Genomic DNA, 26,946 nt, shown 5'->3' with positions numbered 1-26,946 from the left:
CTGGGCGGATACATACTCTACTGCATGATAATAATCAGAGCCCCCCGGGGAAAGGATGGATGCGCGTGACCTCTTACATGGATTATACTTCACCTAATACACAGTTTACGTTTGATCTGAATGGCAGCACCTTATTCAAGAAGGATGAATGCAATTATATTAATGTGCTGGGAATCAAAAATTTGAATACACTGGAGAACATCTCGCTGCTTGATATTTTTCTCAGCAAAGCCAATGTGGTCGAACCGCATTATCATCAGAATGCAGCCGAGCTGGTGTATTGCATTTCCGGTTCTGTAGTGGTTTCCATCATTAACCCGTTTACAAATGAGCTGCTGCACTTCCCGCTGCTGCCGGGCCAGGTAGCCAATATTCCGCAGGGCTGGTGGCATTATGAAGTGGCTACTGCTGACTGTACTCATTTGCTGGCTATATTTGATGCTCCCACGCCGGAGGTTATTCTCGGTTCGGATATTCTGAGCAAGACCCCGGCCAATGTGCTGGCCCATACCTACTGCTTGAATGAGGCGCTGCTGAAGGAGGCACTGGCCGGGATTCAGCCCGGAACCTTAATCGGCCCACCTGCTGACTGCTGTAAACCGTCTCAAGCGGCCGCAGCGAATATGAAGGGAACCCAGACGAATCCGGTTAATATGATGCCGGCAAATGTCTCGCCTATGAACGCGATGAATGCGGCGCCGTATATGTATCCGTCCGCTCCGCAGCCCTTTGGTTATCAGCCGATGGCTGTTCACGGGTATTATGCACAGCCTTCTGTCCCGATGTACCGCCAGCAGCCGTATTACCAGGCTAATCCCGGGGCGGGGGATGCATTGAAGGAAAGCGGGAACGAATAGCTCTTGATTTAAAAATAACCCCGCAAGTTTTAAAACAGATAATGTGAATAAAAGACGGGGCTGTCCCAAAAGCCATGAAATGGCTGCTTGGGACAGCTCTTTATTTCGGAGCTGGATCAATGTGAGCACTTGGGTGGACGCTGCGTGAACGGACCGTTGTTCCAATCGCTGTGCTCTCCAGATTTTTTTCATTCCCCTTAGCGGTGAAAATCCGGAGACCAAGGCGAACGCTTCCGCTTTTCCACAATCGTTCCGTCCTCTCCGCTGTTTAAGCGGGATAATACACATTTTTCAACAAAAACAAAAAAAATCGCCTTTTTGGTAAAATGGAGGTACCACCCAACCATCCCAAAAGGAGCGATTTCTTTGTACATCCTATATACCATGGACCAACTTTGCCTGCCAATGGATTTAGAAGAAGACATTCCAGAAAACCACCTCGTTCGTGTCGTGAATGCCGCCGTTAGTCGGCTGGACGACGCTATCTTTGACGCTGCCTACCCTGGGGGCGGCCGTGACAGCTACCATCCTAAAATGCTGACCAAAGTCATTATTTACGCCTACACTCAGCGTATCTATTCCTCTCGCCAAATCGCCAAAGCGGTACGCGAGAATATTCCCTTCATGTGGCTCGCTGGTCGGCAGCGGCCAGACTTTCGGACGTTGAATCGTTTCCGTTCCCAACGGATGAAGACCGTTCTCGAAACCGTATTTACCGCCGTACTCCAGTTTCTGGCTGACGAAAAATACGTTTCACTGGAGCAGTACTTTGTGGACGGAACCAAAATGGAGGCGAACGCCAACCGCTATACGTTTGTGTGGGGCAAGGCGGTCAGCAAACACAAAGCCAAACTGCAGGAAAAGGTGCATGCCCTGTTCGCTGACATTGAAACGGCAGAAGAGCAGGAACAACAGGCGAATCAAGGAAAAGATCTTGTTGAACTCGGTTCAAGTTCTGAAGTGAGCAGTGAGAAACTCGAACAAGCCGTGCAAAAGCTTGAAGCTCAGCTTAAGACAAGCCCCTAAAAAAGGCAGTACGGAAGCTACGCAAGGATTTGCTTCCCCGGCTGCTGAAGTACGAACAGTACCAAAAGCTGCTTGGCGACCGAAATCGCTTCAGTAAAACAGATTCAGACGCGACGTTTATGCGAATGAAAGAAGACCACATGCGAAATGGCCAACTGAAACCGGGCTACAATGTACAGATTGGGACCGAAAACCAGTTTATTTTAGCCTACAGTCTACACCAAAGACCGACCGACACCCGCTGTTTACAGCCGCACATGGAAAAAGCAAGGCAGATCCTTGGGAAACTTCCAAAGACCGTAATCGCGGATGCAGGTTACAGCAGCGAAGAAAACTACGCCTACCTAGAAAAGAAAGAGATTCAGGCGGTCGTGAAATACGGCAGCTACCATAAGGAAAAGAGCAAAGCCTGGAAAGCGAATGCCGGAAAGATTGAGAACTGGACGTACGACGAAGCCGAGGATCGCTGGACATGCCTGGCAGGACAAACGCTGTATTTCCGCAAAGAGAGCAAGGAAATCTTAGAGAGTGGATATGAAATTCAGAAGCGTCATTACCGAAGTAAGAACTGCGAAAGATGTCCGCTAAAGGAAAGCTGCACGAAGGCAAGTGGAAATCGGGAAGTTGTGGTGAGTTTGGAACGGTTACGGTACCAAAAGCAGGCTCGGAAAATGCTGCGAATCGAGGAAGGATACCTCTTAGCCGTTCGTCGAATGACGGAGCCAGAAAGCGTATTTGGACAACTGAAGAACAACCGGGGCTTCCGGCGTTTTCTGCTTCGCGGCAAGGAGAAAGTGACGCCCCAGGTCGGATGGCTTTCCCTTGCTCACAATCTACTGAAGCAAGCTGCGAATGACCAAAAACGCAAAACAGTGATCCTCCAATAACCGAAGGATCGCTGTTTTGCTGTCATTTTACTTTTTCAAGATAATAAATTCCTGTCTCTGTTGTAAGAATATCTACTTATGAGACAGCCCCTGCTTACCGGGAAAGACGGCGCGCGCTACCCGTTCATACGGACAAGCACCCGGCCCCGGGTATTTGAATTGAGGATATCTTCAAGCGCTGCCGGCAGCTCCAGCAGGGTAATCTCGCGGTCCACCAGCTGGTCCAGCCCGTCCGGCTTCATATCGGTTGCCATGCGCTGCCAGATCTCACTCCGCTTCTGTGCAGGACAAGCTACGGAATCGATACCGAGCAGGCTGACTCCGCGCAGAATGAACGGCATAACCGTGGTTGGGACTGCGGTTCCCGCCGTTAAACCGCTCGCTGCAACTGCTCCGCCATAGGCGATTTTACTCAGTACAGCAGCCAGCGGAGTGCCTCCTACAGAATCTACTGCGGCCTGCCAGAGCTGTTTGTCGAGCGCTTTAACCGCGCTGCCGGTCACATCCTCGCGGGAGATGATTTCTGCTGCGCCTATAGCCTGCAGATATTCCGCTTCATCCGTTCTGCCGGTGCTGGCAGTTACCTGGTAACCGAGCTTGGCAAGGATGGCTACAGCGGCACCGCCGACGCCTCCGGTAGCGCCGGTTACGAGTACTTTGCCCTTGTCCGGAGCCATTCCGGAGGTCTCCAGCGCCTGGACGGACATTGCTGCTGTGAAGCCGGCAGTACCGTAGATCATCGCTTCCCGCAGCGTTAAGCCTTCCGGCAGTGGAAGAACCCAGTCAGCGGGGATCCGTGCATATTCACTGTAGCCGCCAAAGTGCGAGACGCCGATGCCATAGCTTGTAGCGATGACTGGCTGGCCTTCCTGAAACCGGCTGTCGGCCGAAGACACAACTGTCCCTGACAGATCGATGCCGGGAATGAACGGGTAATTCCGCACAATATTGCCATTCGGGATGCTGGCTAATCCATCCTTATAGTTTACACTGGAATAAGCTACCTTAATGAGTACTTCACCGGCAGGCAATTCATCCAGGGTTACAGGTGCAACCTTAACTGAGAAAGCCTCTGTGTTGTCTACGACCAAAGCCTGAAAGGTCTGTGCCATTTCAAATCTCTCCTCAAACGAACTGAATTTGTAATCCTGTTTCTGTTATATATTATTTATTCTGACCGGTCAACTTTTTAATTTCTATGATATAATACACATTATGCATAAATGACGGAGGTCTTATGATGCGATACAAGAAATCTGAAGAGAAGCGCAAGCAGATACTGCAGGCAGCATTCCGGGCATTAGCTGAACGGGGGTACGATGCAGTGACGTTGCAGACCATTGCAGATCAGGCAGAGGTCAGCAAAGGAGTTGTGCATTACTATTTCGAGAATAAGGAAGCGGTGCTGGTTGAACTTCTGGAATGGCTGACCGGTAAAATCTCGGCTAAAGAGCAGGAGGCTGTAGCCGGGCAGCACACCGCCACAGGTAAACTTATGGCCTATATAGATTCAGCCTTTCCCGGTCCGGCGCAGAACCGCTCGTTCTACCGTGTCTATCTGGATTTCCTGGCCCGGGCCAGCCGGACTCCGGCATACCGGGAGATTAACCAGCGCTTCTATGACAGCTGCGCCGGCATCAGCACGGAGATTCTGCTGCTGGGGCAGGAGGAGGGGATCTTCTCCAGGACCTTGTCTCCGGAGGTGACGGTCCCGGTAATCCGGGCGGTAATCGACGGCTGCCTGATCCAGTGGCTGATGGCGGATAATGATGAGCTTCATCATGTATTTAAGGAGTCCTGTTATACCGCAATTATGAAGATGCTTAGCGTATAAGGTCTGAAACACACATTAAAGCAGGATGTGTGGCAGCTTGCAAAAGTCTGATAAGGGGAGAGTTACTAAGTGAACAGAAGAAAATGGAGCATACTTACGTTTATCGCAGTGGTTTGTCTCCTCGCGGCGGGAGGAGGAGTGTACTCATTGCTATCCGAGGCCGGTGCAGACCCTGTACAGAACCGGCTGCGGCTAGGTACGGCTCAACCTGCGCAATATTTGCAGGGAACTGAGACGGTGACACTGGATCAGCTGGAGCTGACACTCGGCTACCAGAGTTACCCGGATGGTTATATCAGTATTCCCAATCATTCCGAGACGCTGTGGAAGAGACCCGTTAAGCTTCCCGCTGGTGAAGGACAGCTGATCAAATTCGTTCAGGGCGGGAGCGCGGTATTTCCGGCTCCGGATACCACCTATTTCTGGGCTTGTATTCAGCGTCCGGCTCTTAAGGCCGGCGGCGATCCCGTGACCTACTATCTCGAGGCAAAGGTGCTCGGCGGGGATGAGGATGCTGCGGAAGAGAGTCTGCTGCAGCTTGCTGAGAACTGGGAAGTTCCGGAATGAGCAGATGTAAGCAGTCATTATGTACAAAATGTGAAATGTAGTATATTAGACGTAGAACTGTCCGATAAGGAGGCAAGCGCTATGTCGATTGCAACAACGATGATTATCCGGCTGGAAATCCGTAAGGCGGAAGCGTCTTTCGGGGATGTAGCATCACGGCTGGCAGCTGTAGGCGGGGATATTGTGGCAATTGACGTAATCCGCGCCGGCAAGGAAGCAACGACCAGGGATCTTACCGTCAATGTGCAGGATGCGGCGAACGGTGCCATCGTTCAGACGCTGACTTCCATGCCCGGGATCAAAGTAATCAATGTATCGGACCGGACCTTCCTGGCCCATCTCGGCGGCAAAATTGAGGTTACCCCCAAGATGCCGATCAAGAACCGCGAGGATCTGTCACTGGTCTATACGCCCGGTGTAGCCCGTGTCTGTATGGCTATCGCAGAGGATCCCGGCAAGGCATACTCCCTGACGATGAAAAGAAATACAGTAGCCGTGGTTACCGACGGTACCGCTGTGCTGGGGCTCGGCGATATCGGGCCGGAGGCGGCAATGCCAGTGATGGAGGGCAAGGCGATGCTGTTCAAGCAGCTGGCGGATATCGATGCTTTTCCGCTGTGCCTGAACACGAAAGACCCGGACGAAATCATCTCGATTGTGAAAGCGGTTGCTCCCGGGTTTGGCGGAATTAACCTGGAGGATATCGCCTCCCCGCGCTGCTTCGAGATCGAGCGGCGGCTTGCGGAGGAGCTGGATATTCCCGTATTTCATGATGATCAGCATGGAACCTCGGTTGTGGCGCTGGCCGGTCTGCTCAATGCGCTGAAGGTTGTAGACAAAGAGCTGGCGGATTGCCGGATTGCCGTGGTCGGCATCGGCGCAGCGGGAGTGTCAATCTGCCGTCTGCTGCTGGCAGCGGGCGCTCAGCGGATCTATGCCGTAGACCGGGAGGGGATTCTGCACAGGGGCCGGGAATATGCCAATGCCGAGTGGCGCTGGCTGGCGGATGCGACCAACCCGGAGAATCTCAGCGGCGGCCTTACAGAAGCGGTCCGCGGTGCGGATGTGTTCATTGGAGTCTCGGGCGGCGGCATCCTGACGGTGGAGCATCTGCAGAGCATGGCCCCGGATAACATCGTATTTGCTATGGCGAATCCGCTGCCGGAGATTGAGCCGGAGCTGGCTGAGCCGCATGTGCGGGTGCTCGCCACAGGAAGAAGCGACTACCCCAACCAGATTAACAATGTGCTCTGCTTCCCGGGGATTTTCCGCGGGGCGCTGGACTGCCGGGCCAAGGCGGTGAATCTGGAGATGAAGCTGGCAGCGGCGCAGGCCATTGCAGCAGTGGTTCATCCGGATGAGCGGAATGAGCAGTACATTATTCCGAGTATTTTTAACGAGAAGGTTGTCGAGCAGGTACGTCTTGCCGTCATCCGGGCGGCAGTCGCTACGGGGATGGCCCGGCGTTTACCGCCTGATATTACCTGAAGCGCGAAGCGTGTAGCGTGTAGCAGGCAGGATTGTGAGACAACTGAGCATACAGAGTGGTATGGCGGATTAGCTGCAGACTTCCAGTCTGCGGCTTGTTTGCTGTGGCGTTGTAAGGAGAGCAGCTTGCGGTCGTTGCGGACCAGGCGGACCTTATTTGTGCGGTGAACCCGGTTTTGTTGTGCTAACGGACACCATGGACTTCTGTCAAGAAAGTAGACTGTCACGCAACGGATTTTTTAGTGAATTGCTTAGCAAAGCGGGCGGGGGAAAGATACCCCAGCGAGCTGTGCATTCGCTTGCGATTGTAATAGAACTCAATGTATTGGAAAATAGCATCATATGCCTGTTCCGGGTTTTTAAAGCGCGGATTACAGTAGATGAGCTCTTTCTTTAAAATACTGTGCCAAGACTCAATGCAGGCGTTATCGTAACAGTTTCCTTTACGGCTCATGCTGGATTTCATGTGGTATGTCTTTAGTTGGTCGACATATTCTTTTGAGGTATATTGAGACCCTCGGTCAGAGTGATGCAGTAGGCCCTCGCCGGGCCGCTTCGCCGTGTAAGCTGCCTGCAGCGCGTCTAAGACCAGGCTCGTCTCCATATGGTTATACAGCCGCCACCCTACGATTTCTCGCGTGCATAGATCCATGACGCTAGCTAGGTATAAGCGACCTCCACGACAAGGGATATACGTGATGTCCGTGACCCATACGGTATTGGGCTTAAGCACCTTAAACTCTTGGTTCAGTGTGTTTGGTGCAACGGGATTGCTATGCTTGGAATCGGTCGTCTGCACACGGTATGGCTTAGATACAATAGAGCGGAGCTTCATTTCTCGCATGTACACACTCACTGTGCGTTTCGTGACCGTATAGCCTTCCTGATGCAGCAGGCGGGTGATCTTCGGACTTCCATACCGTTTTTTATGATCGTCAAAATGGTACCGGATTCGCTCCATAACGGCTGCCTTGCGGAGTGCCTGCAAACTGGCTTTGGCATTGAGCCACTTGTAATATCCGCTCCTGGATACCTGTAGGGTATTGCACATCTTCTCCAAGCGAAACTCGGAGCGATGGTCCTTCATGAACTGGAATCTTAGTTCCTTGGTTTGCTGAAGATGTGCACTGCTTTTTTTACGATCGCTAGTTCTTCCTCCGTGTCAGCAAGTTGAGTGTCTTTCTCCTGAAGCTGACGGCGCATCTCTTGGAGCTCGGCTTCGAGTTCCCGCACACGATCCATACTTGCGACCGGTTCATTCTTTAGCTCCCGGTATTGCCCCATCCACTGGTGCAGCGTACTTTTCGGAATGTCCAGCTCTTGCGCGATGTCCCCTAAGCTCTTCGTCTGTTCTTGAATGAACTTTACCGTTTGCTTCTTATATTCTTCGTTGTACCGTTGTCGTTTTTCTCCCATAGGGACGCACCTCCGTTGCTCTTATTAATCCCTCCGTCCGTTAACAGTCGTCCACTTTCCATTCTAATCCCACCAGCGCCTTTATTTGCTGATAATTACCGGAATAAGCGCCGCTGGCGGGAAAATAAGGCCGCTGGTGTCCGTTAGACCGGACGGAGGGGCGATTATGCAGCCAATAGAGGCTGTCAGGTCCGTAAGGAATCTACAGGCAACGGGAAAGAGGCAGCCAGAGCGGGGGAACATGGGAATCGGAACTTGGATATGGTAAAATATACAAACGAGTATTAGCTTCTATGATCAGGAGGAACTATGAAACGGAGAATTCATATCATGGGCGCCTCCGGGGCCGGAACGACCACACTCGGGAAGGCGCTGGCGGCCAGGCTGCCGCATGTACAGCTTGATAGTGACGATTACTTTTGGGAGCAGAAATACAGCAGACAGACTGATGTTACAGAGCGGCTGAACCGGCTGGGGCACGATCTTAAGCAGCAGGAGCCGTGGATTCTAACTGGTGCCATCTGTGGCTGGGGGGATGCGCTGCGGGGTGAATTCGATCTGGTGATCTTCCTGTGGCTGCCTCCGCAGCTTCGTCTGGAACGGCTCAGGGTAAGGGAATATGAGCGTTACGGAGATGAAGCTCTGCCGGGCGGAAGCAAATATGACGATGTACAGGAATTCATGGCCTGGGCGGCGTTGTATGATACAGCGGGTCCCGAGGTCCGGAGCAAGGTGCTGCATGAGGAATGGATGTCCGGGCTGACCTGTGATGTGCTGCGTCTGGAGGGGGATCTGACGGTGGAAGAGCGGGTCGCTGCTGCCATGCAATATTTCAATTAATCTGTTACAGAAAAGAGGGCTAAACATGAAAAAACTTCTGCACGTGCTGCTGCTTCCCGCAATCATGCTTATGCTGCTTACCTCCTGCAATACGGAAACCACCCATTACAATTATACGTTCCGGGGGGAGAGTGAGACCTGGTCCGCAGTATTCGAGCAGGAAGCGAGCCAGAAGCTGGTTATCAAAAATGACCGGGTCAAGGATTCCGTCTCCAGCAAAAGATACTCATTCGAGCTTAAATATAAAGGAAAGCAGTCAGATCTCGGTGAAATTAAGCAGCTGACCTACAAGTATAAAGGCAGAAGCGGCGGCGGCAGCCAGACGATGGAGGGTCCTGTTCCGGTGGCACTGCTGAAGATGGGCGGCAATGGATCAGGTTCTTTTGAACATGAGGATTCTGTAATTAAGGTGAATGTAGAGTGGGACGGGCACAGCGAGGAGTTTGAACTGAAGAACGGGAAGTAACCGCCGTCACTTGAGAGGAGAGAATGCCGGTGAACATAGTAATGAAGCGGATCAGCAGCTGCGGCAGCGGGACAGAAATCCGGACCGTCCATGCCGGGCCGGCTGGCGCCGGAGGACTCAGGGAATGATGCTGGGGCTGGTCAGGCATTTCAAAGTGGAGCATCCGCATCCGGGACGGTGGCTGACTGCAGAGCAGTTCGACCAGTGGAATGAAGGCTATGAGACAGCGCCAATCCGGAGACCGGAAGCCCGCGGCAATGAGCAGCAGTGGGATTTGTGTCTATGCAGTGATCAGGCGAGGGCGGTACATACGGCAAGCTATTTTGCGGCAAAAGAATTCATCTATTCCGGGCAGTTAAGAGAAGTTGGTATAACCGCATTCCGTCCGGGAAAGCTGAAGCTTGGCGGACTGCGCCTGCCGGTGTCCTGCTGGCTGGTGTTCGGACGGCTGGCCTGGGCAGCGGGGCATCCTTCCCAGCCGGAGAGCAGAGCTGCGGTCCGGCAGCGTGCTGCTACAGTAATAGACAAGCTGTTGGCAGAAGCTGAATCGGCGCTGCCGGAAGGGCGTGTGCTGATGGTCAGCCACGGGGTGTTCATGAAGATGCTGGACGATGAGCTCCGGCGCAGAGGGTATAAGGGTCAGCGGATGGGCTATCCGCATAACGGGCTTTTGTACAAATATGAGAAGCAGTAAGGTATTGAGATTATATGAGAGCGGGGCATCTATACGATGGTTAAGATTGAAGAGATTGGACTGGAATCCCTTGAAGCATTGAATATGCTGTATCATGAGCTGATTGGCGGGCCGACAGATCCGGTGAAGCTGGAAACGGCATTCCGGACGATCCGCGGGGACAGCCGGTATGTATTATTAGGCGCTTTTGCAGACGGAGAGCTGCTTGGCTCGATGATGGGGATCGTCTGCCAGGATATCGTAGGGGATTGCCGCCCGTTTATGGTCATTGAGAATGTTGTAGTCTCCTCGCGCGCACGCCGGCAGGGGATCGGCAAAAAACTGATGACCGCACTCGAAGACATCGCCCATGAGCGGGATTGCTATTATATTATTTTCGTATCGGGAGAGAAGCGGAAGGAAGCGCATGTATTCTATGAGAAGATGGGGTACAAGGAGGAGCGGGTGGAGGGCTACCGTAAGCATTTGAGCTCGCATTAAGACAGCAGGCACCGGAGCAGCTTCCGGTGCTTTTTAATTTGGCAGCTTCCGGGAGGATGGGACCATAGGCCATGTATAGCTTAGCTCACCAATTTGCTTCCGGACAGTAATCCACTGTATTTTGTACACGGGAAAATCGGATCAACCTGCGCAGTGAGAACTCTACTGTTCTAAATTTCCGTTTGACCTCTCTGATGATAGCGCTTTATAATCCCTTCATGAGTTGCGGGTGCAACCTTATTTGAACCAAAGAAGGCGGGGCTGACTGTGAATCCATTGTGCAAGGTACTGATTGTTGATGACGAAATCCTGGTCCGCCAGGGCATTAAATATGTGCTGGACTGGGAACGGGAAGGCTTTCAAATTGTGGGTGAAGCGGCGAACGGACAGGAAGCGCTGAATCTGCTGGATGCGCTGCAGCCGCATATTATCATTACCGATATCGTTATGCCGGTCATGGACGGTGAGGAATTGACGCGGCTGGTGAAGCGGGATTATCCGGAGACGGAAGTGATCGTGCTGAGCAGCTTCAGCGAGTTCCATTATGTGCGCTCCACGTTCCAAAGCGGTGTAGCGGATTATATTCTGAAGCCTAAGCTGGAAGCCGGCTCCCTGCTGCAGGTGCTGCAGCAGACGCGGGCCCGCATCCCGGGCCTGGGCGCGCTGTCAGCGGCAGCCGGCAGGGCTGCAGAAGCGGCGGGCCAGCCGCTGGATGCGCTGCTCGGCCGGATGATCTCCGGCTACCGGCTGCAGCCGGAGGATGAGGCAGCTGTAAGCCGGCAGCTTCCTCACAGCTGCTTCGGTCTCCTGGGCTGGGAGACCGGCGGCCGGCCAGGACATGCCGGCGGCCCCGATGCCGGTACCGGCAGTGATGACGCTGTAACCGCCATCACAACCGCGGTGACCGGGGAGCTGGCCCGCAGGCTTCCGGGGCTGATCCAGACCCTGCTCCCCGGCGGCGGGCACAGCGCATGGCTGCTTATCAACCTGCCGGAGAGCGAGTGGCCGCAGCTGCTGGAGACTGTACATGCGCTGGCCCAGGTGCTGGCCGGGCAGGAGCCTGAGCTGCGCCTCAGCCTGAGCCGCCCGTTCACCTCACTCAGCAGCATGGCGGCGGTTCATCAGGAGAGCGATTTGAAGCTGCAGCAGTTCCGCTTCTTTTTGCCGGATCAGGTGCTGCTTGTGCATGAAGAGCTGCCGCAGGGGGAAGGCCAGCTGCCCAAGTTCAATCTGACCCAGTTCACCGAGCAGCTCAAGCGCCAGCAGCTGGAGGAGGCGTTCGGCGATTTGCATCAGTATGTGGATGTGCTGAGCCGCCAGTATGACGGGGATGTCTTTCAATTCAAATCGTTCCTCGGCAATATTATCTTCAATGTGACGAATCAGTTCAGCCATTTACGGGAGCTGGAGGAAGGCAAGTACGGGCGGTTCCGGGCTGTTGATGAAGCGCAGTCTGCGGATGAGGCCATGCGGATTCTGGATGATTTTGTGGCCCTGATCATGAAGCTGACACACTCTGCAGCGCTTGCTCCGGGGAGCAATGCCAATATGGCCAAGCTGCTGCAATATATGGAGGAGCATTACGCAGAGCCGCTGAGCCTCACGGAGCTGGCCCGTCATTTCCACTTCAATCCGTCCTACTTGTCCAGTCTGTTCACCACATATAACCGGGAGGGCTTCAAGGAGCATCTGAACAGCATCCGTACCGGCAAGGCGGCAGAGCTGCTGCGGGCGGGGGAGGCGGCCATTTCCGAGATCAGCAGTATGGTCGGCTACGGGGATCACAGCTATTTTTGCAAAGTGTTCAAGAAGTACACAGGCTTATCCCCAAGCGGCTATAGACGTCAATATTACGGGCAGGAGTAGAGCTTATGCGCAGTTATTGGGAACGTTACAAATTCCACAGCCTGTTCATCAAAATATTCATCGTAATGCTGATCAGCATAGTTGCCGTAGCCGTAGCTTCTTCCTGGACGACCGTCCGCATGTCGGAGAAGCTGTTCATGGAGACGTTCAGTATTACGAATTCCAAGGTTATTAACCAGATCAAATCCAATTTCGAGACCTTCCATTATTCTATTGTTACGGCTACAAATAACACACAGCTGAGCGGAACGATTAAGAGCTTCCTGACCGAGGAGGACTCCAATTCCCTGCGGGTGCTGCGGACCTATTACAACATGACGGTGCAGATGAAGAAGATCCAGTCTACACTGGACTCTTATCAGGTCGGAATTAAGATCATGGGGAAGAACGGCCGCAGCTATTCCACTAATACGAACAATCTGCTGATCAGCGACGAGGAACTGCAGAAGTATGACCTGACCAGGAGTACGCTGGCTGAGCCGAAGCGGCTGATGTACCAGTACTATGAGAAGCAGGACGGGAGCTCCCGCCAGCAGGGGGTAATTGTAGCCAGCAAGGCGCTGATGGAACGGACAACGGAGGATATTTACGGGACCTTGTACTTCTCCATTCTGGAGCAGGATTTCCGCACCTTCTATGCAAGCTTTGTCAGCAACGGGAATGATGTGGCTATTCTGAACAAGGACGGGCTTATTGTCTCGAGCAACCGCAGCGAGCTGATGGGACAGCGGGCGGACGATCTGCTGCAGATGGCGAAGGAGATTGATGACCGGGGGCTGGATTACAAGAATATGGAGTTTCAGGGCACGGATTCGATTCTGATCGCGGACTACCTGCCTTCTTACGACTTCTACATTGTTAATCTGATTGATAAAAAAACTGCGCTCGGCCATATGTTCAACGGTAAAATGGTGGTGCTGATCTGCTCGGCGATCGTCATTGTTGCGCTGATCGTAGTCTTCCTGATCTCAAGACGCCTGACCCGCTCGCTGACGCTCTTGACCCGGCAGATGTCCAAGATAACGCAGCGGGGTTTCCATAACTACATTACCGTTACCGGCAGCTTTGAATTTCAGGAGCTGGGGCATGCCTATAACTATATGCTGGATGAGCTGAATGATTATGTGGAGCAGCTGGTGAAGACGCAGAAGGAGCAGCGGCATGCCGAGCTGGCAGCTCTTCAGCATCAGATCAATCCGCATTTTCTCTATAACACGCTGGCTTCAGTCAAATTTCTCGTCCAGCAGGGCAGTCAGGAGAAGGCGGTGCATACCATTCATGCCCTGATCTCCATGCTGCAAAATGCGCTCAGCAACGTCAGTGAGAGCATTACCGTGACGCAGGAGCTGGAGAATCTGAAATCCTATGTGTTCATCAACCATGTACGCTACGGAGAACGGATCCGGGTCAATTTCTTTATCTCGCCGGACTGCATGGACTTCCATTTGCCGAAGCTGATTATTCAGCCGTTTATTGAGAATGCTTTTTTCCATGCGTTTACGCAGAAAAGCGAAGGTTATATCCATGTGCTCATCTCCCAGGATGCCGGCGGACTGCTCTGTGAGGTTGTGGATAACGGGGACGGGATGGATACCGGAGAACCGGGTGGAGCATTGTCCGGACCGGCCGGCAGACGCCAGCTGTTCACCGGAATCGGCATTAAAAATGTGCATGACCGGCTGGTGCTGATGTACGGTGAGGAGTACGGGATTACCATCAAAAGTGTGATGGGTGAAGGGACGGCGGTTCAAATCCGGCTGCCGCTGATCACAGGACAAAATTAATCCTATTTTCTAAAAAAAGAACAAACCAGCCGATAGGTAGCGCTTACAATGAGGCGATAAAATGACAAATCCCCATAAAGTAAGTTCTAACGGGTCCCCTTATGGTGATGATAAGATTACTCATGTAAGAAATAAGCGCTTACATTGCAGCGTATCTCAAAGAAGCGCATCAAAGGGGAGGATTACAAATGAAAAAAGGCTTTGCGTTATTACTGATTTGCCTGCTTATGCTTACTGCCTGCAGTTCCAATTCGAACTCCGGTACCAAGAACACCGGGAGCTCCGGGAATACCGGGAAGGCGGAGAATACGGCGACTGCTGAGCCTGCCCAGGCCAAAGAGATTACAATCTGGGCATGGGACCCGGCATTCAACATTGCTGCACTTGAAGTAGCCAAAACAGAATATGCCAAGACCAACCCTGATGTAAAAGTAAATATTGTGGAGTACGCACAGGCTGATATTATCCAGAAGCTGAATACCGGGCTCAATTCCGGGACGACCAAGGGACTGCCAAACATCGTGCTGATTGAGGATTACCGCTCACAGAGCTTCCTTCAATCCTACAAGGATTCCTTCTATGATCTCAGCAGCGTAATTAAGGGCTCTGACTTCGCCGATTACAAAGCCGGGCCGACCAGCCTGGACGGAAAGCAGTACGGGATTCCTTTTGACTCCGGTGTAACCGGGCTGTACGTCAGAACGGATCTTTTGGAGCAGGCAGGCTACAAGCTGGCCGATCTGCAGGATATTGACTGGCAGAAATATATTGAAATCGGCAAAGCCGTGAAAGAAAAGACTGGCAAGGCACTGATTACGCTGGACCCGAACGACCTTGGCCTGATCCGTGTGATGATTCAATCCGCCGGTGAGTGGTATCTGAAGGAAGACGGCAAAACACCAAATATTGCGGGCAATGCACCGCTTAAGGAAGCTTTTGAAATCTATAAAGGCATTATGGAATCCAATGTGGCTAATGTCCATGCGGACTGGAGCCAGTTCGTTGCCGCACTGAATAACGGGGATGTCGCTTCGGTTCCGACCGGGAACTGGATCACACCTTCCATTACTGCAGAAGCTTCACAATCGGGTAAATGGGCGGTTGCCCCGCTGCCTAAGCTGACAACGAATAAATCCGTTCATGCTTCGAACCTTGGCGGCAGCTCGTGGTATGTAATGAATGTGGACGGCAAGGAAACTGCGGCGGATTTCATGGCGAAGACCTTTGGCTCCAATGTGGAAATGTACCAGAAACTGCTTACGGACATCGGTGTAATCGGTACCTTCAAAGCGGCGGCTGGCGGTGAAGCTTACAGTCAGGCCAATGATTTCTTCAGCGGACAAAAGATCGTATCCGACTTCGCAGCCTGGACTGAACAGATTCCTAGTGTAAACTATGGCATCAACACGTATGCGATCGAAGATATCCTCGTGGTGGAAATGCAGAACTATCTGAACGGCAAGGACATTGACAGTGTGCTGAACGATGCTCAGGCCCAAGCCGAATCACAGATTAAATAGCTGAGTCTGCATTCAGGTGAACCCTGGGCGTGACCTGCGGCTCCCGGGCTTTCAGGAGGGCGGGACAGCGTCCGGGGTTCATTTGTTCTCTACCTGATTCATACCACGAAGGAGCTGGGCCGATGTGAAAAAAACAAATTCAACCTTTAGTATCCGCACCAAAAGCGTGCTGACCGGATGGTCCTTCGTCCTGCTTGCGGTGATTCTGATCTTCGTCTTCTATTTCTATCCGATGCTTCAAGCGCTCATCCTGTCCTTCCAGACCGGAACGGGCAGCAATCTTACCTTTACCGGAATCGATAATTATACACGGCTGCTCTCTGACAAGACTTTCATTGTCTCTGTTAAGAATACCTTCATCTATCTGCTGATCCAGGTGCCGCTGATGATTATTCTGGCCCTGTTTATCTCCGTGCTGCTGAATGACAGCAAGCTGAAGTTCAAAGGTTTGTTCCGGACGGCCATTTTCCTGCCCTGCGTAACCTCGCTGGTTGCCTATTCTGTAGTATTCAAGTATTTGTTCGCCGGCAACGGCCTGGTGAATACGATGCTGCTGAAGCTGCAGCTGATCAGTGCCCCGATAGAATGGATTACCGATCCGTTCTGGGCCAAAATCACCATCATTATCGCGATCACCTGGCGCTGGACGGGCTACAATATGATCTTTTACCTGTCCGCCCTGCAAAATATTGATCATTCCATTTATGAGGCTGCCAAAATTGACGGGGCTTCCGCAAGCCGGCAGTTCTTCGGCATTACCGTGCCCTTACTGAAGCCGATCATCCTGTTTACCTCGATTACTTCAACCATCGGTACCCTGCAGCTGTTCGACGAGGTCATGAACATTACGAAGGGCGGCCCGGGGAATGCGACCCAGACGATCTCCCAGTATATTTACAATCTGTCGTTCAAATATTCCGCAGACTTCGGCTATGCGGCTACCGTATCGTATTCCATCGTGATTATGATTGCGCTGCTGTCGGTGATCCAGTTCAAAGTGGCAGGTGATAAAAATGGCTAAAAGCAAACGTTTCTTCATGTATTTGTTCCTCAGTGTCGCCGCCATTGTCTCGGTTTTTCCGTTCCTGTGGATGGTAGTCAGCTCCACCAACCAGTCCGTTGACGTGACCCGCGGGCGGCTGCTGCCCGGCAGCCATCTGCTGGACAATCTCCGCAAGCTGCTGGATACGACCGATCTGCAGTTATCCCTAATGAACTCTGCCAAAATCTCAATCACCACCACCCTGCTGGCGCTGCTGATTGCCTCTCTGGCCGGGTACGGCTTCGAGGTCTTCCGCAGCCGCTCGAAGGATCTGGTGTTCAACATCCTGCTGCTGTCGATGATGATCCCGTTCGCGGCGCTGATGATTCCGCTGTACCGGATGTTCGGGCAGATCTCCAACGTGTTCCCGTGGATGGGGATCGATACGATGACTTCGGTGATCCTGCCTACCGTCACTACGGCGTTCCTGATCTTCTTCTTCCGCCAGAGCACGAAAATGTTCCCGAAGGAGCTGCTGGAAGCGGGGCGGATTGACGGGCTCAGCGAGCTGGGGATCTTCCTGCGCATCTATCTGCCGACGATGAAGACCACATACGCTGCCGGAGCAATCATCACCTTCATGTCGAGCTGGAACAATTACCTCTGGCCGCTGATTGTGCTCCAGACTCCGCAGACGAAGACGATGCCGCTGCTGATCTCCACGCTCGGATCGGGCTATGCCCCGGACTACGGGATGATTATGATTGCGATTGTGATTGGTACGATTCCTACGGCGCTGGTGTTCTTCCTGATGCAGAAGCAGTTTGTGGCTGGAATGATTGGGTCGGTGAAGTGAATTGAACTTTTACGTTGAGCGGTGTTATTGCTCCGGTCGCAGTGTTGCACGCACATAAGAATTGAACTTGAAGCACATTTGTCACTGCGGTGAACATTTGGACTTCCGGCCGCTGTTGTCCCCAGATTTCCTGATTTAATCCGCTTGCAGCGGAAGAAATCCGGTGACAGCATATGCTTCCGAAGTAGCTTTCCTACGGAAAGCTTTCAGGCGGGCGCTACCGCTCCTACAGTTCCAAATTTCCCCTTCGTTCCTTTTTGCTTTTCGTTAGTAAGGAGTCAAGTTCAATTCACTTGTAGGGGGAGGCAGGGAAGAGAGTAAGCCAAAAAGGCAAGCAGCATGGAAGAGGCTGCTTGCTTTTTTGGCTTGGGGGAAAGAACAGCTGGCTGCGCAACGGAAGAGGGGGAATGGAGTAGAAAGAAAGAGTGAAGGATAGGGATAAACCACCACTTTCACTACCACTAACACTGCCTCAGCTATTCTATTTCAGTAACCTAGCCTCCGGGTGCGGCTACAGGTAATACTAATTTTGTAACGGACCCAGCAGCCCTTATTTCGCCAGAAAACCACTTTTCTCCAGGCTTGCGGACACCATGGACTTCTGTCAAGAAAGTAGACTGTCACGCAACGGATTTTTTAGTGAATTGCTTAGCAAAGCGGGCGGGGGAAAGATACCCCAGCGAGCTGTGCATTCGCTTGCGATTGTAATAGAACTCAATGTATTGGAAAATAGCATCATATGCCTGTTCCGGGTTTTTGAAGCGCGGATTACAGTAGATGAGCTCTTTCTTTAAAATACTGTGCCAAGACTCAATGCAGGCGTTATCGTAGCAGTTTCCTTTACGGCTCATGCTGGATTTCATGTGGTATGTCTTTAGTTGGTCGACATATTCTTTTGAGGTATATTGAGACCCTCGGTCAGAGTGATGCAGTAGGCCCTCGCCGGGCCGCTTCGCCGTGTAAGCCGCCTGCAGTGCGTCTAAGACCAGGCTCGTCTCCATATGGTTATACAGCCGCCACCCTACGATTTCTCGCGTGCATAGATCCATGACGCTAGCTAGGTATAAGCGACCTCCACGACAAGGGATATACGTGATGTCCGTGACCCATACGGTATTGGGCTTAAGCACCTTAAACTCTTGGTTCAGTGTGTTTGGTGCAACGGGATTGCTATGCTTGGAATCGGTCGTCTGCACACGGTATGGCTTAGATACAATAGAGCGGAGCTTCATTTCTCGCATGTACACACTCACTGTGCGTTTCGTGACCGTATAGCCTTCCTGATGCAGCAGGCGGGTGATCTTCGGACTTCCATACCGTTTTTTATGATCGTCAAAATGGTACCGGATTCGCTCCATAACGGCTGCCTTGCGGAGTGCCTGCAAACTGGCTTTGGCATTGAGCCACTTGTAATATCCGCTCCTGGATACCTGTAGGGTATTGCACATCTTCTCCAAGCGAAACTCGGAGCGATGGTCCTTCATGAACTGGAATCTTAGTTCCTTGGTTTGCTGAAGATGTGCACTGCTTTTTTTACGATCGCTAGTTCTTCCTCCGTGTCAGCAAGTTGAGTGTCTTTCTCCTGAAGCTGACGGCGCATCTCTTGGAGCTCGGCTTCGAGTTCCCGTACCCGATCCATACTTGCGACCGGTTCATTCTTTAGCTCCCGGTATTGCCCCATCCACTGGTGCAGCGTACTTTTCGGAATGTCCAGCTCTTGCGCGATGTCCCCTAAGCTCTTCGTCTGTTCTTGAATGAACTTCACCGTTTGCTTCTTATATTCTTCGTTGTACCGTTGTCGTTTTTCTCCCATAGGGACGCACCTCCGTTGCTCTTATTATCCCTCCGTCCGTTAACAGTCGTCCACTTTCCATTCTAATCCCACCAGAGCCTTTATTTGCGGACATTTACTCCAAAACCGGGTGCTGGGGAGGAAATAAGGGCGCTACGGTCCGTTAGGCGGTGAGAATAGCTCTTTTGGAGAAAATAACGGCTCTACAGTCCGTAAGGGTCACGGGGAAATGAAGCAAGGGTGGCAAATGGGTAAGGGAGCGTGCACATAAAGGAAGAAACTAGGGAAACGAGAGAAGGGGACTGCAAGAAATGAGAGAAGAGGAATGCAGGAAACGAGAGAAGGGGACTGCAGGAAATGATCGGGCACCGACTTAATGCGCGGAATTGATGAGTAATAAAAAGAAAGCGGCGGCGAAAATTAATATAGTGGGAGTGAAGCAGATTGAAAGAGCTAACGGCAATCAAAAAAGCGGTGAGCACCCTGCAGGACGCAGAGGTGAAATCCTATCTGCGGCTGGCTCTGGCTGAGATTATGCGGCTGCAGGAGCAGAGTAAGCTGCTGAAAGAGCCGCTTGCAGAAGGTATTGCGGGACCTGTTGCCGGACTGATGGAGCTCTATAATGAGCTGATGGCGATCCCGGCGCAAAGGGCCTTCTGGGACCCGGCGCCGGACAGCACACATGTTCATATTGTGACGGGGGACTCCTTTGCCGGCAGCATGAAGCAGGCGCTGAGAGGATTAGGCTGGACTGAAGGTCATAAGATTATCACCTTGCGGGAGAATTACGCCACAGGTCCGCTGGGAGGGCTGGACACCCCGGGGGGCAGAGAGGCCAGGAGCCGCTGGTTCCGGCGGAATATTTCGGAGTATCTCAGATTTCCCGGGGATTATGAGGAAGAGTATAGCGAGCTTCTGGATCATTTCGAGCAGATTGCAGGGCACTCCAAGGTCGTAATCTGGACCAGCAGTAATGCTTGTGAGCAGACGGCGCTGCGCCTCGCCGTTCATCTGCTGGGCAGCAGGCCTAACCCGGTTGTGGTGAGCGATGCCTGCATGATATGTGAAGAGCTGTTTAACCGGCCGGATGCATCGATTAAGTACATATCCTCCGGTGAGATTCCGGCAGACAAGCTTCAGGAGGCGCTTCTGCGGAGCAAGGACTGCAGCAGTTTGTCTGCTGCTGACCGCTCGCGGTTTGCCCGGGAATGGCAGAGCATTTCGGAGCGGTCCGGGGCACTGCGCATCTGGCAGGACGGTGCTGTGCTTGAGGTGCCTGCTGATTATTATGATGCCTATCTGCTGGAGAAGCTGGACGGTCTGAATCCACCGCCCGGGCAGGACGGATTCCTGAAATCCGCGAGGCTGGTCGGTGAGGCGCTCGGGTATTGCGGGCAGTACGTGGGCGATGCGTATTTCGAGCACAGGGTGAGAGAACTGGTCTACAGCGGCATTCTGGAGATAAAGGGCGTTCCCTCAGCGATGAGATTCTATAGTATCCGGCGCAAGCAGGCGCAGTGAGCGAAAGGCTAATTGTGTAGTTCAGGAAAGCCGGAGTGACAATATGCGGTTTCAGTCCTCTTTCAGGTTTGTATTTTACAATGCCTCTAGGCATGAACAGAATACAATTCTGATTAAAGAGGAGGATTACACATTTTGCGAATGAAAAACATGTTGAACAAGCTGATGCTGGCGTCATTATCTTTGGCGGTAGCGGTATCCGTAACGGGGATTACACTTGGCCCGTCCGCAGCTTATGCAGCGGAGACGGGAACCGCGCAGGCCTATGAGTCCTTATTCACTCCGGACAAGATTATTAACGTTAAGGTAACGATTGCCGCTGAGGATTGGACAAGCATTCTTGCCAGTCCGCTGGATAAGGAGTATAAGAGTGTAACTGTAGATGTGGACGGGAACGTGCTGACGAATGTAGGTTTCTCAACCAAAGGAAATCTTACGCTGAAATCGGTGGCTGCTATGACGGATTCGGACCGGTACAGCTTCCGGCTGAAGTTCGATAAATATGACAAGACGCAGACTCTGCTGGGACTGGATAAAATGGTGCTGAACAACAGCTATTCCGATCCGTCGTTCCTGCGTGAGTATCTGCATTATGAAGCTTTGCGCGCGATCGGTGAAGATGCCCCGCTGACTGTATTCACCAATCTGTATATTAATGGTGAACTGTACGGCTTCTATATTGGCGTTGAAGCTGTGGACGACAGCTACCTGGAGCGTAATTACGGTGATGATGCCGGTTCTGGTGTGCTATATGATACGGAAGAGCAAAGTTACCTGAAGGCGGAGGAAGGCAGTGATTATGACACACTGACTTACGATACCGGTACGAAGGATGACAAAGCCTCTCTGAAGAATTTCATCAACGTACTGAATGCTATGCCTGACGGAGAGAAGGGCAATATTGAAAGCGTGCTGGATGTAGATTCCGCCCTGAGATATATCGCAGCTAATGCTGTTCTGGGCAACTATGACAGCTATAACGGCGATAAAGGGCATAACTACCTCCTGTACGGTGATGCGGCAGGCAAATATTCAGTGATTCCATGGGATATGAACATGTCCTTTAACGGCTATACCGGTGGAGGAGGCAGAGGAACTGCAACTGCCGGAGCCACCGGAACAGCTGCCGCTGCGGGAACAACAGCGGCTTCAGTCACTAACGCTGTTACGGCATCCATCGACACTCCGACGCTTGGGATTGATGTGGATCAGGTTCCGCTGATCGGCAATCTGCTGGAGGTGCCGGAATACAAAGCCAGATACAACAATTATGTATCTGAGCTGGTCACTTATCTGAGCGGCATCCAGAGCCGGATTACCGGACTTGCCGCCCTGATCCGGCCGTATGTACAGGCTGATCCGACCAAGTTCTACACGATGGAGCAATTCGAGAACAATGTGGCGTACACTGCTGATGCAGCCGGTACAGGCGGCGGAAGCATGACACCTCCGGCGGGGACAGAAGGGCTGACCATGCCAAGCGGAACACCTCCGGCACGTCCGGATGGCACATCGGCAACGGCAGCCCGTCCGGAAGGGGGGCCTGCCGGCGGAGGAGGCCAGCAGGGAATGGGAGGAACCATGGCTGCGGGCTCACTGATGACGTTCGCGCTGAACCGGCTGGCTAATCTGCAGGAGCAGCTGGGACTTGCCGTTACCCCGCTGCCGGAAGTTGTGAAGACTGCCGCTGGCAGCACTGCTGCATCTGCCGGATCGGCGGCAGATGCAGGAACAGCAGGCAGCAAGGGCATTTCTGTAATGCTGAACGGAACGGCGGTCAATTTCCAGGATCAGCAACCGGTCAACAAAGACGGGAGAGTACTGGTTCCGGTCAGTGCCATCTTCAGTGCACTGGGTGCAGAAGTGACTTGGGATCAGACAACCAGGAAAATCACTGCGGTTAAAGGGAGTACTACAATTACCATGACGATTGGCAGCAAAACAGCCTATATCAATGGACAAGCGCTCACCCTGGATGTTCCCGCACAGATCATCGGCAACCGCACACTGGTGCCGGTAAGGTTCATCTCCGAGGGACTGGATCTGGATGTACTATGGAATGCGGTGACGCAGACTGTGACCGCTGCTGCCAAGGTTAGCACGGAGTAAATGGGACGGCCATCCGCGAACTGGTTACACCGAATGGATTGCTGCCGGTTCCTGCCGCTAATATAAAGTCCTATAGCTCCGGCGGAAACCAGAGGTACCGCAGATCTACCCAGCCCTGGCTGTTGAAGGTCACTCCGCGGACGGAGGGCAGATAAGCCGTCTCGGCAGGCTTTTCGTACAGGATATGCAGCTGATAACCGCGCGTCAGCGTATCCTCGATTACCTTGAAGCCTTCTGAGCGGACCGCCGGATCCGGCTCGCGGGCGATCATCTGCAGCCGGCCTTCAATATCGGCGCGGGTACGCGGCTCGATATGCTGTGAGAGGGTCAGGTACAGATCGTACAGCCGCAGCTGCTCGTCCTGATCGCGGAGCAGTGAGAAGACGATCAGATCCGATTTCAGGCGGATCGGGCCTTTGAATTCCTCCGGGGATACGGAGACTACTTTGCAGGAATACCCGTGCTGCGTAAGCCTGCCGGCTATGAATTCGGCATCTCCGGCATATTGCGGAATGGTAGCAATCTGCAGCACCGCCGCAGGCACCTGTGCTGTATGAGTGAACGGCCTCGCGGGAGCTTCCTGCAGACAGGACAGAATATCGGCACGGAGCAGGGGATCGCTAAGCGGTCCCTTTTTTTTGGTGTTGCAGGTTACAAATTTGCGGACGGATGATTCCGAATGAATTCTGCTTAAGGAAGCGGTCTCCGCAGCCTGCGGGTTCGGGATGACATGGAAGCCGCCGGAACCGGTCTCGGCAGGGCCGGGAGCCAGTCCCCACGGGACATAGATGATTTCTACGCGGTCGAGATGCGCCCTTCCCTGGAAATAATAAGGGAATACCTCCAGCACACAGGTGTCCTCATTCATCTCTACAACCTTGAACGGCCCGGTTCCCGCCGGCCTGCGTCCGAAAGCCTGCTCGCCGATGGACTGCAGGTCCCGGGGAACAATTGCGGCCCGGCTGGTGCAGAGGAAAGGCAGGAACAGTTCATTCGGCTTCTTAAGCAGAATGCGGACAGTAGTGGCGCTCAGTGCGGTGACTTCCCGGATTTCCTTGAAGATATAGCTGTACAGTGTACGCTGTGATGTAGACATCATCCGTTCAAAGGAATAGACGACATCCTCTGCGGTCAATACCCGGCCGTGATGGAACAGCACCTCCTTGCGCAGATGGAAGGTCCAGATGCTGCGGCTCTCATCGGTCTCCCAGGCATGGGCCAGACCGGGAATGAACTTCCCGCGTTCTCCGCTGCGCCCGATCAGCCCGTCGAAGACATGGCTGGAGACGAAGGACTCAGCCAGCAGGTTCATGTACAGCGGATCGAAGGTATGCATCTGCTGGGTGACCGGCAGGCGCAGCGTATCGATCCGCTTGTCACGGTGCATCTCGGCATGATGGCCGAAATAAGTCAGCAGCCAGCCTTGAAGCGTATCCTGCAGGGAGGATGTGCGGGCATGTCCGCGGATGCCCTCCAGGGCACTGCTGATATCCTTGCTGCTGATGGCCTGCATCATCGATTCCAGGGCAATATTCTCGGAGGCTGCGAGGAAGACGAGCCGGGAGCGCCGGCCCCTTCCCCGGCTCGGTGTCCAGGTAATCCAGCCCAAAGCGGCCATTTTATTAATCACATGCAGGGCATTCCGGTGGGTGCAGCCCAGAGTCTGGGCCAGCTCGTCCAGGGTGACAGGTATCTCTGCCGGGCCGCTGTAATGCGAATGCAGCTTAAGGAATTGGCTGTGCAGCTTCATCTGGAGAAGCCCCCTTTCACAAAATAGGAAATTAATCATAATATATTTCTCTTTTTCTTCTTATTTTATCAGCTAGAATCAGGGTATGACAGCAAAAAGATGGAGGAATTTACCATGGAGAAGCAAACCGTATCCAAGCCGGGGTTCGCGCGTATTGTTTTGTTTGCCGCGTTTCTGCTTGCGATAGTGCATCAGTATCTGTTCTTTGACAAGCTGCCCGGCATTTCTTACCCTATTTTTGCAGTGCTGTTCTATGCCTTTATGCTCTATTTCGCCAAGGAAAGACTGCGCAAATTTAACTGGTTCAGCTATGTATGGCTGGGGTCCATTTTCCTGTTGTCGCTGACATATGTGCTGTTTGCCAACTGGTTTTTCTTCGGGCTTAATTTCCTGGTAATCCCTGCGCTGATTCTATTACATATGACTTATATGCTCAGCTACCGCCAGCCCTCCTGGAGCGGAATCGGACTGATCGGTGCGGCGCTGGAGCATTTGTTCCCCCAGAATCTCCGGCACTGGGGCACTGCAGTGAAGCTGCTGCGCCGGGGCCAGGGCAAGATGGCGGATGAACGCAAGCAGGTGCTGCTCCGGATCGTCATCGGGCTGCTGATTTCCGCGCCGCTGCTGCTGATTGTCACCTCGCTGCTCTCTACGGCGGATGGGGTCTTTAATCAGCTGCTGGGCAGTCTTCCGGAGTATTTTGCGAGTATTTCATTCGGTGAAGGGATCTTCAGAGTGCTGTGGATTCTGCTTCTAAGCCTTGGCATGTTCGGGCTGGCATGGGGGTTCGTGGACAGCAAGTCCTATACCCGGACTCTTCCGGCGAACGGGCCGGACGCCTTGACCCATCCGGCAGTACAAACAGCTGCACCGGAAACGGAGGGTATCGGCATCGACGATCCGATAATTATTACTACGATCCTGCTGGCAGTCAATGTAGTCTATATGCTGTTCGTAAGCGTGCAGTTCTCTTATCTGTTCGGCGCCTGGGAAGGTATTCTGCCGGATAACAGTACATATGCGGATTATGCACGGAGCGGGTTTTTCGAGCTGATTATGGTCACCTCTATTAATTTCGGCATACTGCTGCTGTCCTTGCTGGCGGTGCGGAAAGCGGGCGGCGGTCTCAAACGGGTAATTCAGCTGCTGCTCTATATTCTGGTTCTCTGTTCAATGGTCATGCTGTATTCTGCATATTCCCGGCTGACTCTGTATGAAGAAGCGTACGGGTATACTTATATCAGGTTCCTGGTGCATGCCTTTATGATTTTCCTCGGGCTGCTGCTTATCCTGGCGGCGGTACGGATCACCCGGGTGCAGTTTCCGCTGCTGAGGTGCTACATCGTGCTTGGACTGCTGGCCTATGTGCTGATGAATTACATCGGAATGGACCGGATCATCGCCCGGCAAAATATTCAGCGTTATGAGGTCAGCGGCAGCCTCGATGCCGCCTATCTGGCCCGGCTGTCTGCAGATGTGATGCCGGAGCTGATTGAGTTCAGCAGGCAGGAGAAGGGGATTCTGGATGAGGAGCTGCAGAATCGTCTGGCAGACCAGGTGGAGCCTCTGCGCAACTGGCCATCCTTCAATCTGGCGAGATTCCAGGAACGCAGGGCGCTGGAGCAATATTTTGAGAAGGGCGCTGGCAATTGAGATGAGTATACGACGGATTCTGTTTATTCTGGCCGCTCTGGTTGTTGCCGGCTTCGGCGTATATAATTTCATTGCCTATTCCGAGAGGCTGACGCCCGCCACCAATTTGGCCGGAGAGACCATCGGCGGCGTGAAGCTGCACGACCATATTACTGACAGCCATTTGCTTAAGCAATATGGCAGCCCGTTAAGCCAGGATGATAATGAATTGTATGATTACTACCACTGGAAGGGCGGGCTGGTTACCGCCTCGGTTCATTCCGGCCCTGACGAAGGGGATATTATGCGGATTATGATTACGCCTGCAGATACTAACCGCTCGGATGATCCGCTCCATACCGCCTTCGGCATCGGGCTCGGCGACAGCAAGCAAAGTGTGCTTGACCTGTACGGAACGAAATATTACAAAAGCAATGAGCAGACTGCAGATATCATCGGATACATCGACCATAAGCTGGGGATAACTCTGGAATTCTGGTGTGATCCCTCTGGTACAGTAGCTGAAATCCGTCTGGATGATGTCAGCATGAGATAGGTTTAGCCGAACAGGATGGCTCC

23 protein-coding genes and 1 pseudogene are annotated in these 26,946 nt (G+C 52.9%); 18 read left to right on the top strand and 6 right to left on the bottom strand.

Annotation, left to right across the window (positions count from 1 at the left end):
• Positions 1 to 59 precede the first annotated feature (59 nt).
• Positions 60 to 857, top strand: a complete 798-nt coding sequence (locus LOS79_RS11755; protein ID WP_397386751.1) for a cupin domain-containing protein — start codon at positions 60 to 62, stop codon at positions 855 to 857.
• Between the two features lie 366 nt (positions 858 to 1,223).
• Positions 1,224 to 2,770 (top strand): annotated as a pseudogene (locus tag LOS79_RS11750) (IS1182 family transposase).
• 116 nt (positions 2,771 to 2,886) lie between these two features.
• Here the strand turns inward: LOS79_RS11750 and LOS79_RS11745 are convergent.
• On the bottom strand, positions 2,887 to 3,882 hold the full coding sequence (locus tag LOS79_RS11745) for an acrylyl-CoA reductase family protein (RefSeq protein ID WP_315419706.1): 996 nt from the start codon (positions 3,880 to 3,882) through the stop codon (positions 2,887 to 2,889).
• A 125-nt stretch (positions 3,883 to 4,007) separates the two neighbouring features.
• On the opposite strand from LOS79_RS11745, the gene LOS79_RS11740 reads away from it, so the two are divergent.
• The 3 genes from LOS79_RS11740 to LOS79_RS11730 all read left to right on the top strand — a co-directional run bounded on the left by LOS79_RS11740 (position 4,008) and on the right by LOS79_RS11730 (position 6,659).
• On the top strand, positions 4,008 to 4,604 hold the full coding sequence (locus tag LOS79_RS11740) for a TetR/AcrR family transcriptional regulator (RefSeq protein WP_315419703.1): 597 nt from the start codon (positions 4,008 to 4,010) through the stop codon (positions 4,602 to 4,604).
• A 69-nt stretch (positions 4,605 to 4,673) separates the two neighbouring features.
• Positions 4,674 to 5,171 (top strand): hypothetical protein, encoded by a 498-nt coding sequence (locus tag LOS79_RS11735; protein WP_315419701.1) that lies wholly within the window; start codon positions 4,674 to 4,676, stop codon positions 5,169 to 5,171.
• An 81-nt stretch (positions 5,172 to 5,252) separates the two neighbouring features.
• Positions 5,253 to 6,659: an NAD-dependent malic enzyme gene (locus LOS79_RS11730; protein WP_315419699.1), complete on the top strand. Its 1,407-nt coding sequence runs from the start codon at positions 5,253 to 5,255 to the stop codon at positions 6,657 to 6,659.
• A 223-nt stretch (positions 6,660 to 6,882) separates the two neighbouring features.
• Here LOS79_RS11730 and LOS79_RS11725 read toward each other — a convergent pair whose 3' ends face one another.
• On the bottom strand, positions 6,883 to 7,746 hold the full coding sequence (locus LOS79_RS11725) for an IS3 family transposase (protein ID WP_315416278.1): 864 nt from the start codon (positions 7,744 to 7,746) through the stop codon (positions 6,883 to 6,885).
• A gap of 11 nt (positions 7,747 to 7,757) precedes the next feature.
• Entirely contained in the window at positions 7,758 to 8,075 is a 318-nt protein-coding gene (locus LOS79_RS11720; RefSeq protein ID WP_315416277.1) for a transposase, read from the bottom strand.
• Between the two features lie 309 nt (positions 8,076 to 8,384).
• On the opposite strand from LOS79_RS11720, the gene LOS79_RS11715 reads away from it, so the two are divergent.
• The 9 genes from LOS79_RS11715 (at position 8,385) to LOS79_RS11675 (ending at position 17,563) form a co-directional block, all read left to right on the top strand.
• On the top strand, positions 8,385 to 8,915 hold the full coding sequence (locus LOS79_RS11715) for an AAA family ATPase (RefSeq protein ID WP_315419697.1): 531 nt from the start codon (positions 8,385 to 8,387) through the stop codon (positions 8,913 to 8,915).
• A gap of 25 nt (positions 8,916 to 8,940) precedes the next feature.
• Positions 8,941 to 9,381 (top strand): hypothetical protein, encoded by a 441-nt coding sequence (locus tag LOS79_RS11710; RefSeq protein WP_315419695.1) that lies wholly within the window; start codon positions 8,941 to 8,943, stop codon positions 9,379 to 9,381.
• Between the two features lie 124 nt (positions 9,382 to 9,505).
• Positions 9,506 to 10,075, top strand: a complete 570-nt coding sequence (locus LOS79_RS11705) for a histidine phosphatase family protein (RefSeq protein ID WP_315419693.1) — start codon at positions 9,506 to 9,508, stop codon at positions 10,073 to 10,075.
• Between the two features lie 36 nt (positions 10,076 to 10,111).
• Entirely contained in the window at positions 10,112 to 10,555 is a 444-nt protein-coding gene (locus LOS79_RS11700) for a GNAT family N-acetyltransferase (protein WP_315419691.1), read from the top strand.
• A gap of 267 nt (positions 10,556 to 10,822) precedes the next feature.
• The gene (locus tag LOS79_RS11695; RefSeq protein ID WP_315419688.1) at positions 10,823 to 12,421 is read left to right on the top strand and encodes a response regulator transcription factor; all 1,599 of its coding nucleotides are present in this window, start codon (positions 10,823 to 10,825) and stop codon (positions 12,419 to 12,421) included.
• 5 nt (positions 12,422 to 12,426) lie between these two features.
• The gene (locus tag LOS79_RS11690; RefSeq protein WP_315419685.1) at positions 12,427 to 14,205 is read left to right on the top strand and encodes a sensor histidine kinase; all 1,779 of its coding nucleotides are present in this window, start codon (positions 12,427 to 12,429) and stop codon (positions 14,203 to 14,205) included.
• 188 nt (positions 14,206 to 14,393) lie between these two features.
• On the top strand, positions 14,394 to 15,725 hold the full coding sequence (locus LOS79_RS11685; protein ID WP_315419682.1) for an ABC transporter substrate-binding protein: 1,332 nt from the start codon (positions 14,394 to 14,396) through the stop codon (positions 15,723 to 15,725).
• Between the two features lie 124 nt (positions 15,726 to 15,849).
• Positions 15,850 to 16,746, top strand: a complete 897-nt coding sequence (locus tag LOS79_RS11680) for a carbohydrate ABC transporter permease (protein ID WP_315419680.1) — start codon at positions 15,850 to 15,852, stop codon at positions 16,744 to 16,746.
• Positions 16,739 to 17,563, top strand: a complete 825-nt coding sequence (locus LOS79_RS11675; RefSeq protein WP_315419678.1) for a carbohydrate ABC transporter permease — start codon at positions 16,739 to 16,741, stop codon at positions 17,561 to 17,563. Before LOS79_RS11680 ends, LOS79_RS11675 begins: the two co-directional genes overlap by 8 nt.
• A gap of 620 nt (positions 17,564 to 18,183) precedes the next feature.
• On the opposite strand, the gene LOS79_RS11670 is transcribed toward LOS79_RS11675, so the two are convergent.
• A complete protein-coding gene (locus tag LOS79_RS11670) occupies positions 18,184 to 19,047 on the bottom strand; it encodes an IS3 family transposase (RefSeq protein ID WP_315416278.1) in 864 nt (287 codons plus the stop codon).
• An 11-nt stretch (positions 19,048 to 19,058) separates the two neighbouring features.
• Positions 19,059 to 19,376, bottom strand: coding sequence for a transposase (locus LOS79_RS11665; RefSeq protein ID WP_315416277.1), 318 nt, complete (start codon positions 19,374 to 19,376; stop codon positions 19,059 to 19,061).
• Positions 19,377 to 19,799: 423 nt separating this feature from the next.
• On the opposite strand from LOS79_RS11665, the gene LOS79_RS11660 reads away from it, so the two are divergent.
• Entirely contained in the window at positions 19,800 to 20,876 is a 1,077-nt protein-coding gene (locus tag LOS79_RS11660) for a DUF1835 domain-containing protein (RefSeq protein WP_315419676.1), read from the top strand.
• A 141-nt stretch (positions 20,877 to 21,017) separates the two neighbouring features.
• On the top strand, positions 21,018 to 22,985 hold the full coding sequence (locus LOS79_RS11655; RefSeq protein ID WP_315419674.1) for a CotH kinase family protein: 1,968 nt from the start codon (positions 21,018 to 21,020) through the stop codon (positions 22,983 to 22,985).
• A gap of 70 nt (positions 22,986 to 23,055) precedes the next feature.
• Here the strand turns inward: LOS79_RS11655 and LOS79_RS11650 are convergent, their stop codons facing one another.
• Positions 23,056 to 24,735 (bottom strand): ABC transporter substrate-binding protein, encoded by a 1,680-nt coding sequence (locus LOS79_RS11650; RefSeq protein WP_315419672.1) that lies wholly within the window; start codon positions 24,733 to 24,735, stop codon positions 23,056 to 23,058.
• Positions 24,736 to 24,849: 114 nt separating this feature from the next.
• Here LOS79_RS11650 and LOS79_RS11645 point away from each other — a divergent pair, with 114 nt between their 5' ends.
• Both LOS79_RS11645 and LOS79_RS11640 read left to right on the top strand, forming a co-directional pair.
• Complete coding sequence (locus tag LOS79_RS11645; protein ID WP_315419669.1) at positions 24,850 to 26,388, top strand: DUF4153 domain-containing protein; 1,539 nt, start codon at positions 24,850 to 24,852, stop codon at positions 26,386 to 26,388.
• Between the two features lies 1 nt (position 26,389).
• On the top strand, positions 26,390 to 26,923 hold the full coding sequence (locus LOS79_RS11640; protein WP_315419667.1) for a hypothetical protein: 534 nt from the start codon (positions 26,390 to 26,392) through the stop codon (positions 26,921 to 26,923).
• Positions 26,924 to 26,946: the final 23 nt, after the last annotated feature.

Origin of the sequence: Paenibacillus sp. MMS20-IR301 (genome assembly GCF_032302195.1) — a bacterium.
Taxonomy (GTDB): domain Bacteria; phylum Bacillota; class Bacilli; order Paenibacillales; family Paenibacillaceae; genus Paenibacillus_AQ.
The sequence above is the reverse complement of the archived record's forward strand: the minus strand, read 5'-3'. Positions and strand labels throughout refer to the sequence as shown.

What these genes read in the sequence shown, in the direction of transcription:
- LOS79_RS11755 (WP_397386751.1), top strand. Translation starts at nt 60, where the DNA reads ATGCGCGTGACCTCTTACATGGATTATACTTCACCTAATACACAGTTT.
- LOS79_RS11745 (WP_315419706.1), bottom strand. Translation starts at nt 3,882, where the DNA reads ATGGCACAGACCTTTCAGGCTTTGGTCGTAGACAACACAGAGGCTTTC.
- LOS79_RS11740 (WP_315419703.1), top strand. Translation starts at nt 4,008, where the DNA reads ATGATGCGATACAAGAAATCTGAAGAGAAGCGCAAGCAGATACTGCAG.
- LOS79_RS11730 (WP_315419699.1), top strand. Translation starts at nt 5,253, where the DNA reads ATGTCGATTGCAACAACGATGATTATCCGGCTGGAAATCCGTAAGGCG.
- LOS79_RS11725 (WP_315416278.1), bottom strand. Translation starts at nt 7,746, where the DNA reads ATGAAGGACCATCGCTCCGAGTTTCGCTTGGAGAAGATGTGCAATACC.
- LOS79_RS11720 (WP_315416277.1), bottom strand. Translation starts at nt 8,075, where the DNA reads ATGGGAGAAAAACGACAACGGTACAACGAAGAATATAAGAAGCAAACG.
- LOS79_RS11715 (WP_315419697.1), top strand. Translation starts at nt 8,385, where the DNA reads ATGAAACGGAGAATTCATATCATGGGCGCCTCCGGGGCCGGAACGACC.
- LOS79_RS11710 (WP_315419695.1), top strand. Translation starts at nt 8,941, where the DNA reads ATGAAAAAACTTCTGCACGTGCTGCTGCTTCCCGCAATCATGCTTATG.
- LOS79_RS11705 (WP_315419693.1), top strand. Translation starts at nt 9,506, where the DNA reads ATGATGCTGGGGCTGGTCAGGCATTTCAAAGTGGAGCATCCGCATCCG.
- LOS79_RS11700 (WP_315419691.1), top strand. Translation starts at nt 10,112, where the DNA reads ATGGTTAAGATTGAAGAGATTGGACTGGAATCCCTTGAAGCATTGAAT.
- LOS79_RS11690 (WP_315419685.1), top strand. Translation starts at nt 12,427, where the DNA reads ATGCGCAGTTATTGGGAACGTTACAAATTCCACAGCCTGTTCATCAAA.
- LOS79_RS11685 (WP_315419682.1), top strand. Translation starts at nt 14,394, where the DNA reads ATGAAAAAAGGCTTTGCGTTATTACTGATTTGCCTGCTTATGCTTACT.
- LOS79_RS11675 (WP_315419678.1), top strand. Translation starts at nt 16,739, where the DNA reads ATGGCTAAAAGCAAACGTTTCTTCATGTATTTGTTCCTCAGTGTCGCC.
- LOS79_RS11670 (WP_315416278.1), bottom strand. Translation starts at nt 19,047, where the DNA reads ATGAAGGACCATCGCTCCGAGTTTCGCTTGGAGAAGATGTGCAATACC.
- LOS79_RS11665 (WP_315416277.1), bottom strand. Translation starts at nt 19,376, where the DNA reads ATGGGAGAAAAACGACAACGGTACAACGAAGAATATAAGAAGCAAACG.
- LOS79_RS11655 (WP_315419674.1), top strand. Translation starts at nt 21,018, where the DNA reads ATGAAAAACATGTTGAACAAGCTGATGCTGGCGTCATTATCTTTGGCG.
- LOS79_RS11650 (WP_315419672.1), bottom strand. Translation starts at nt 24,735, where the DNA reads ATGAAGCTGCACAGCCAATTCCTTAAGCTGCATTCGCATTACAGCGGC.
- LOS79_RS11645 (WP_315419669.1), top strand. Translation starts at nt 24,850, where the DNA reads ATGGAGAAGCAAACCGTATCCAAGCCGGGGTTCGCGCGTATTGTTTTG.
- LOS79_RS11640 (WP_315419667.1), top strand. Translation starts at nt 26,390, where the DNA reads ATGAGTATACGACGGATTCTGTTTATTCTGGCCGCTCTGGTTGTTGCC.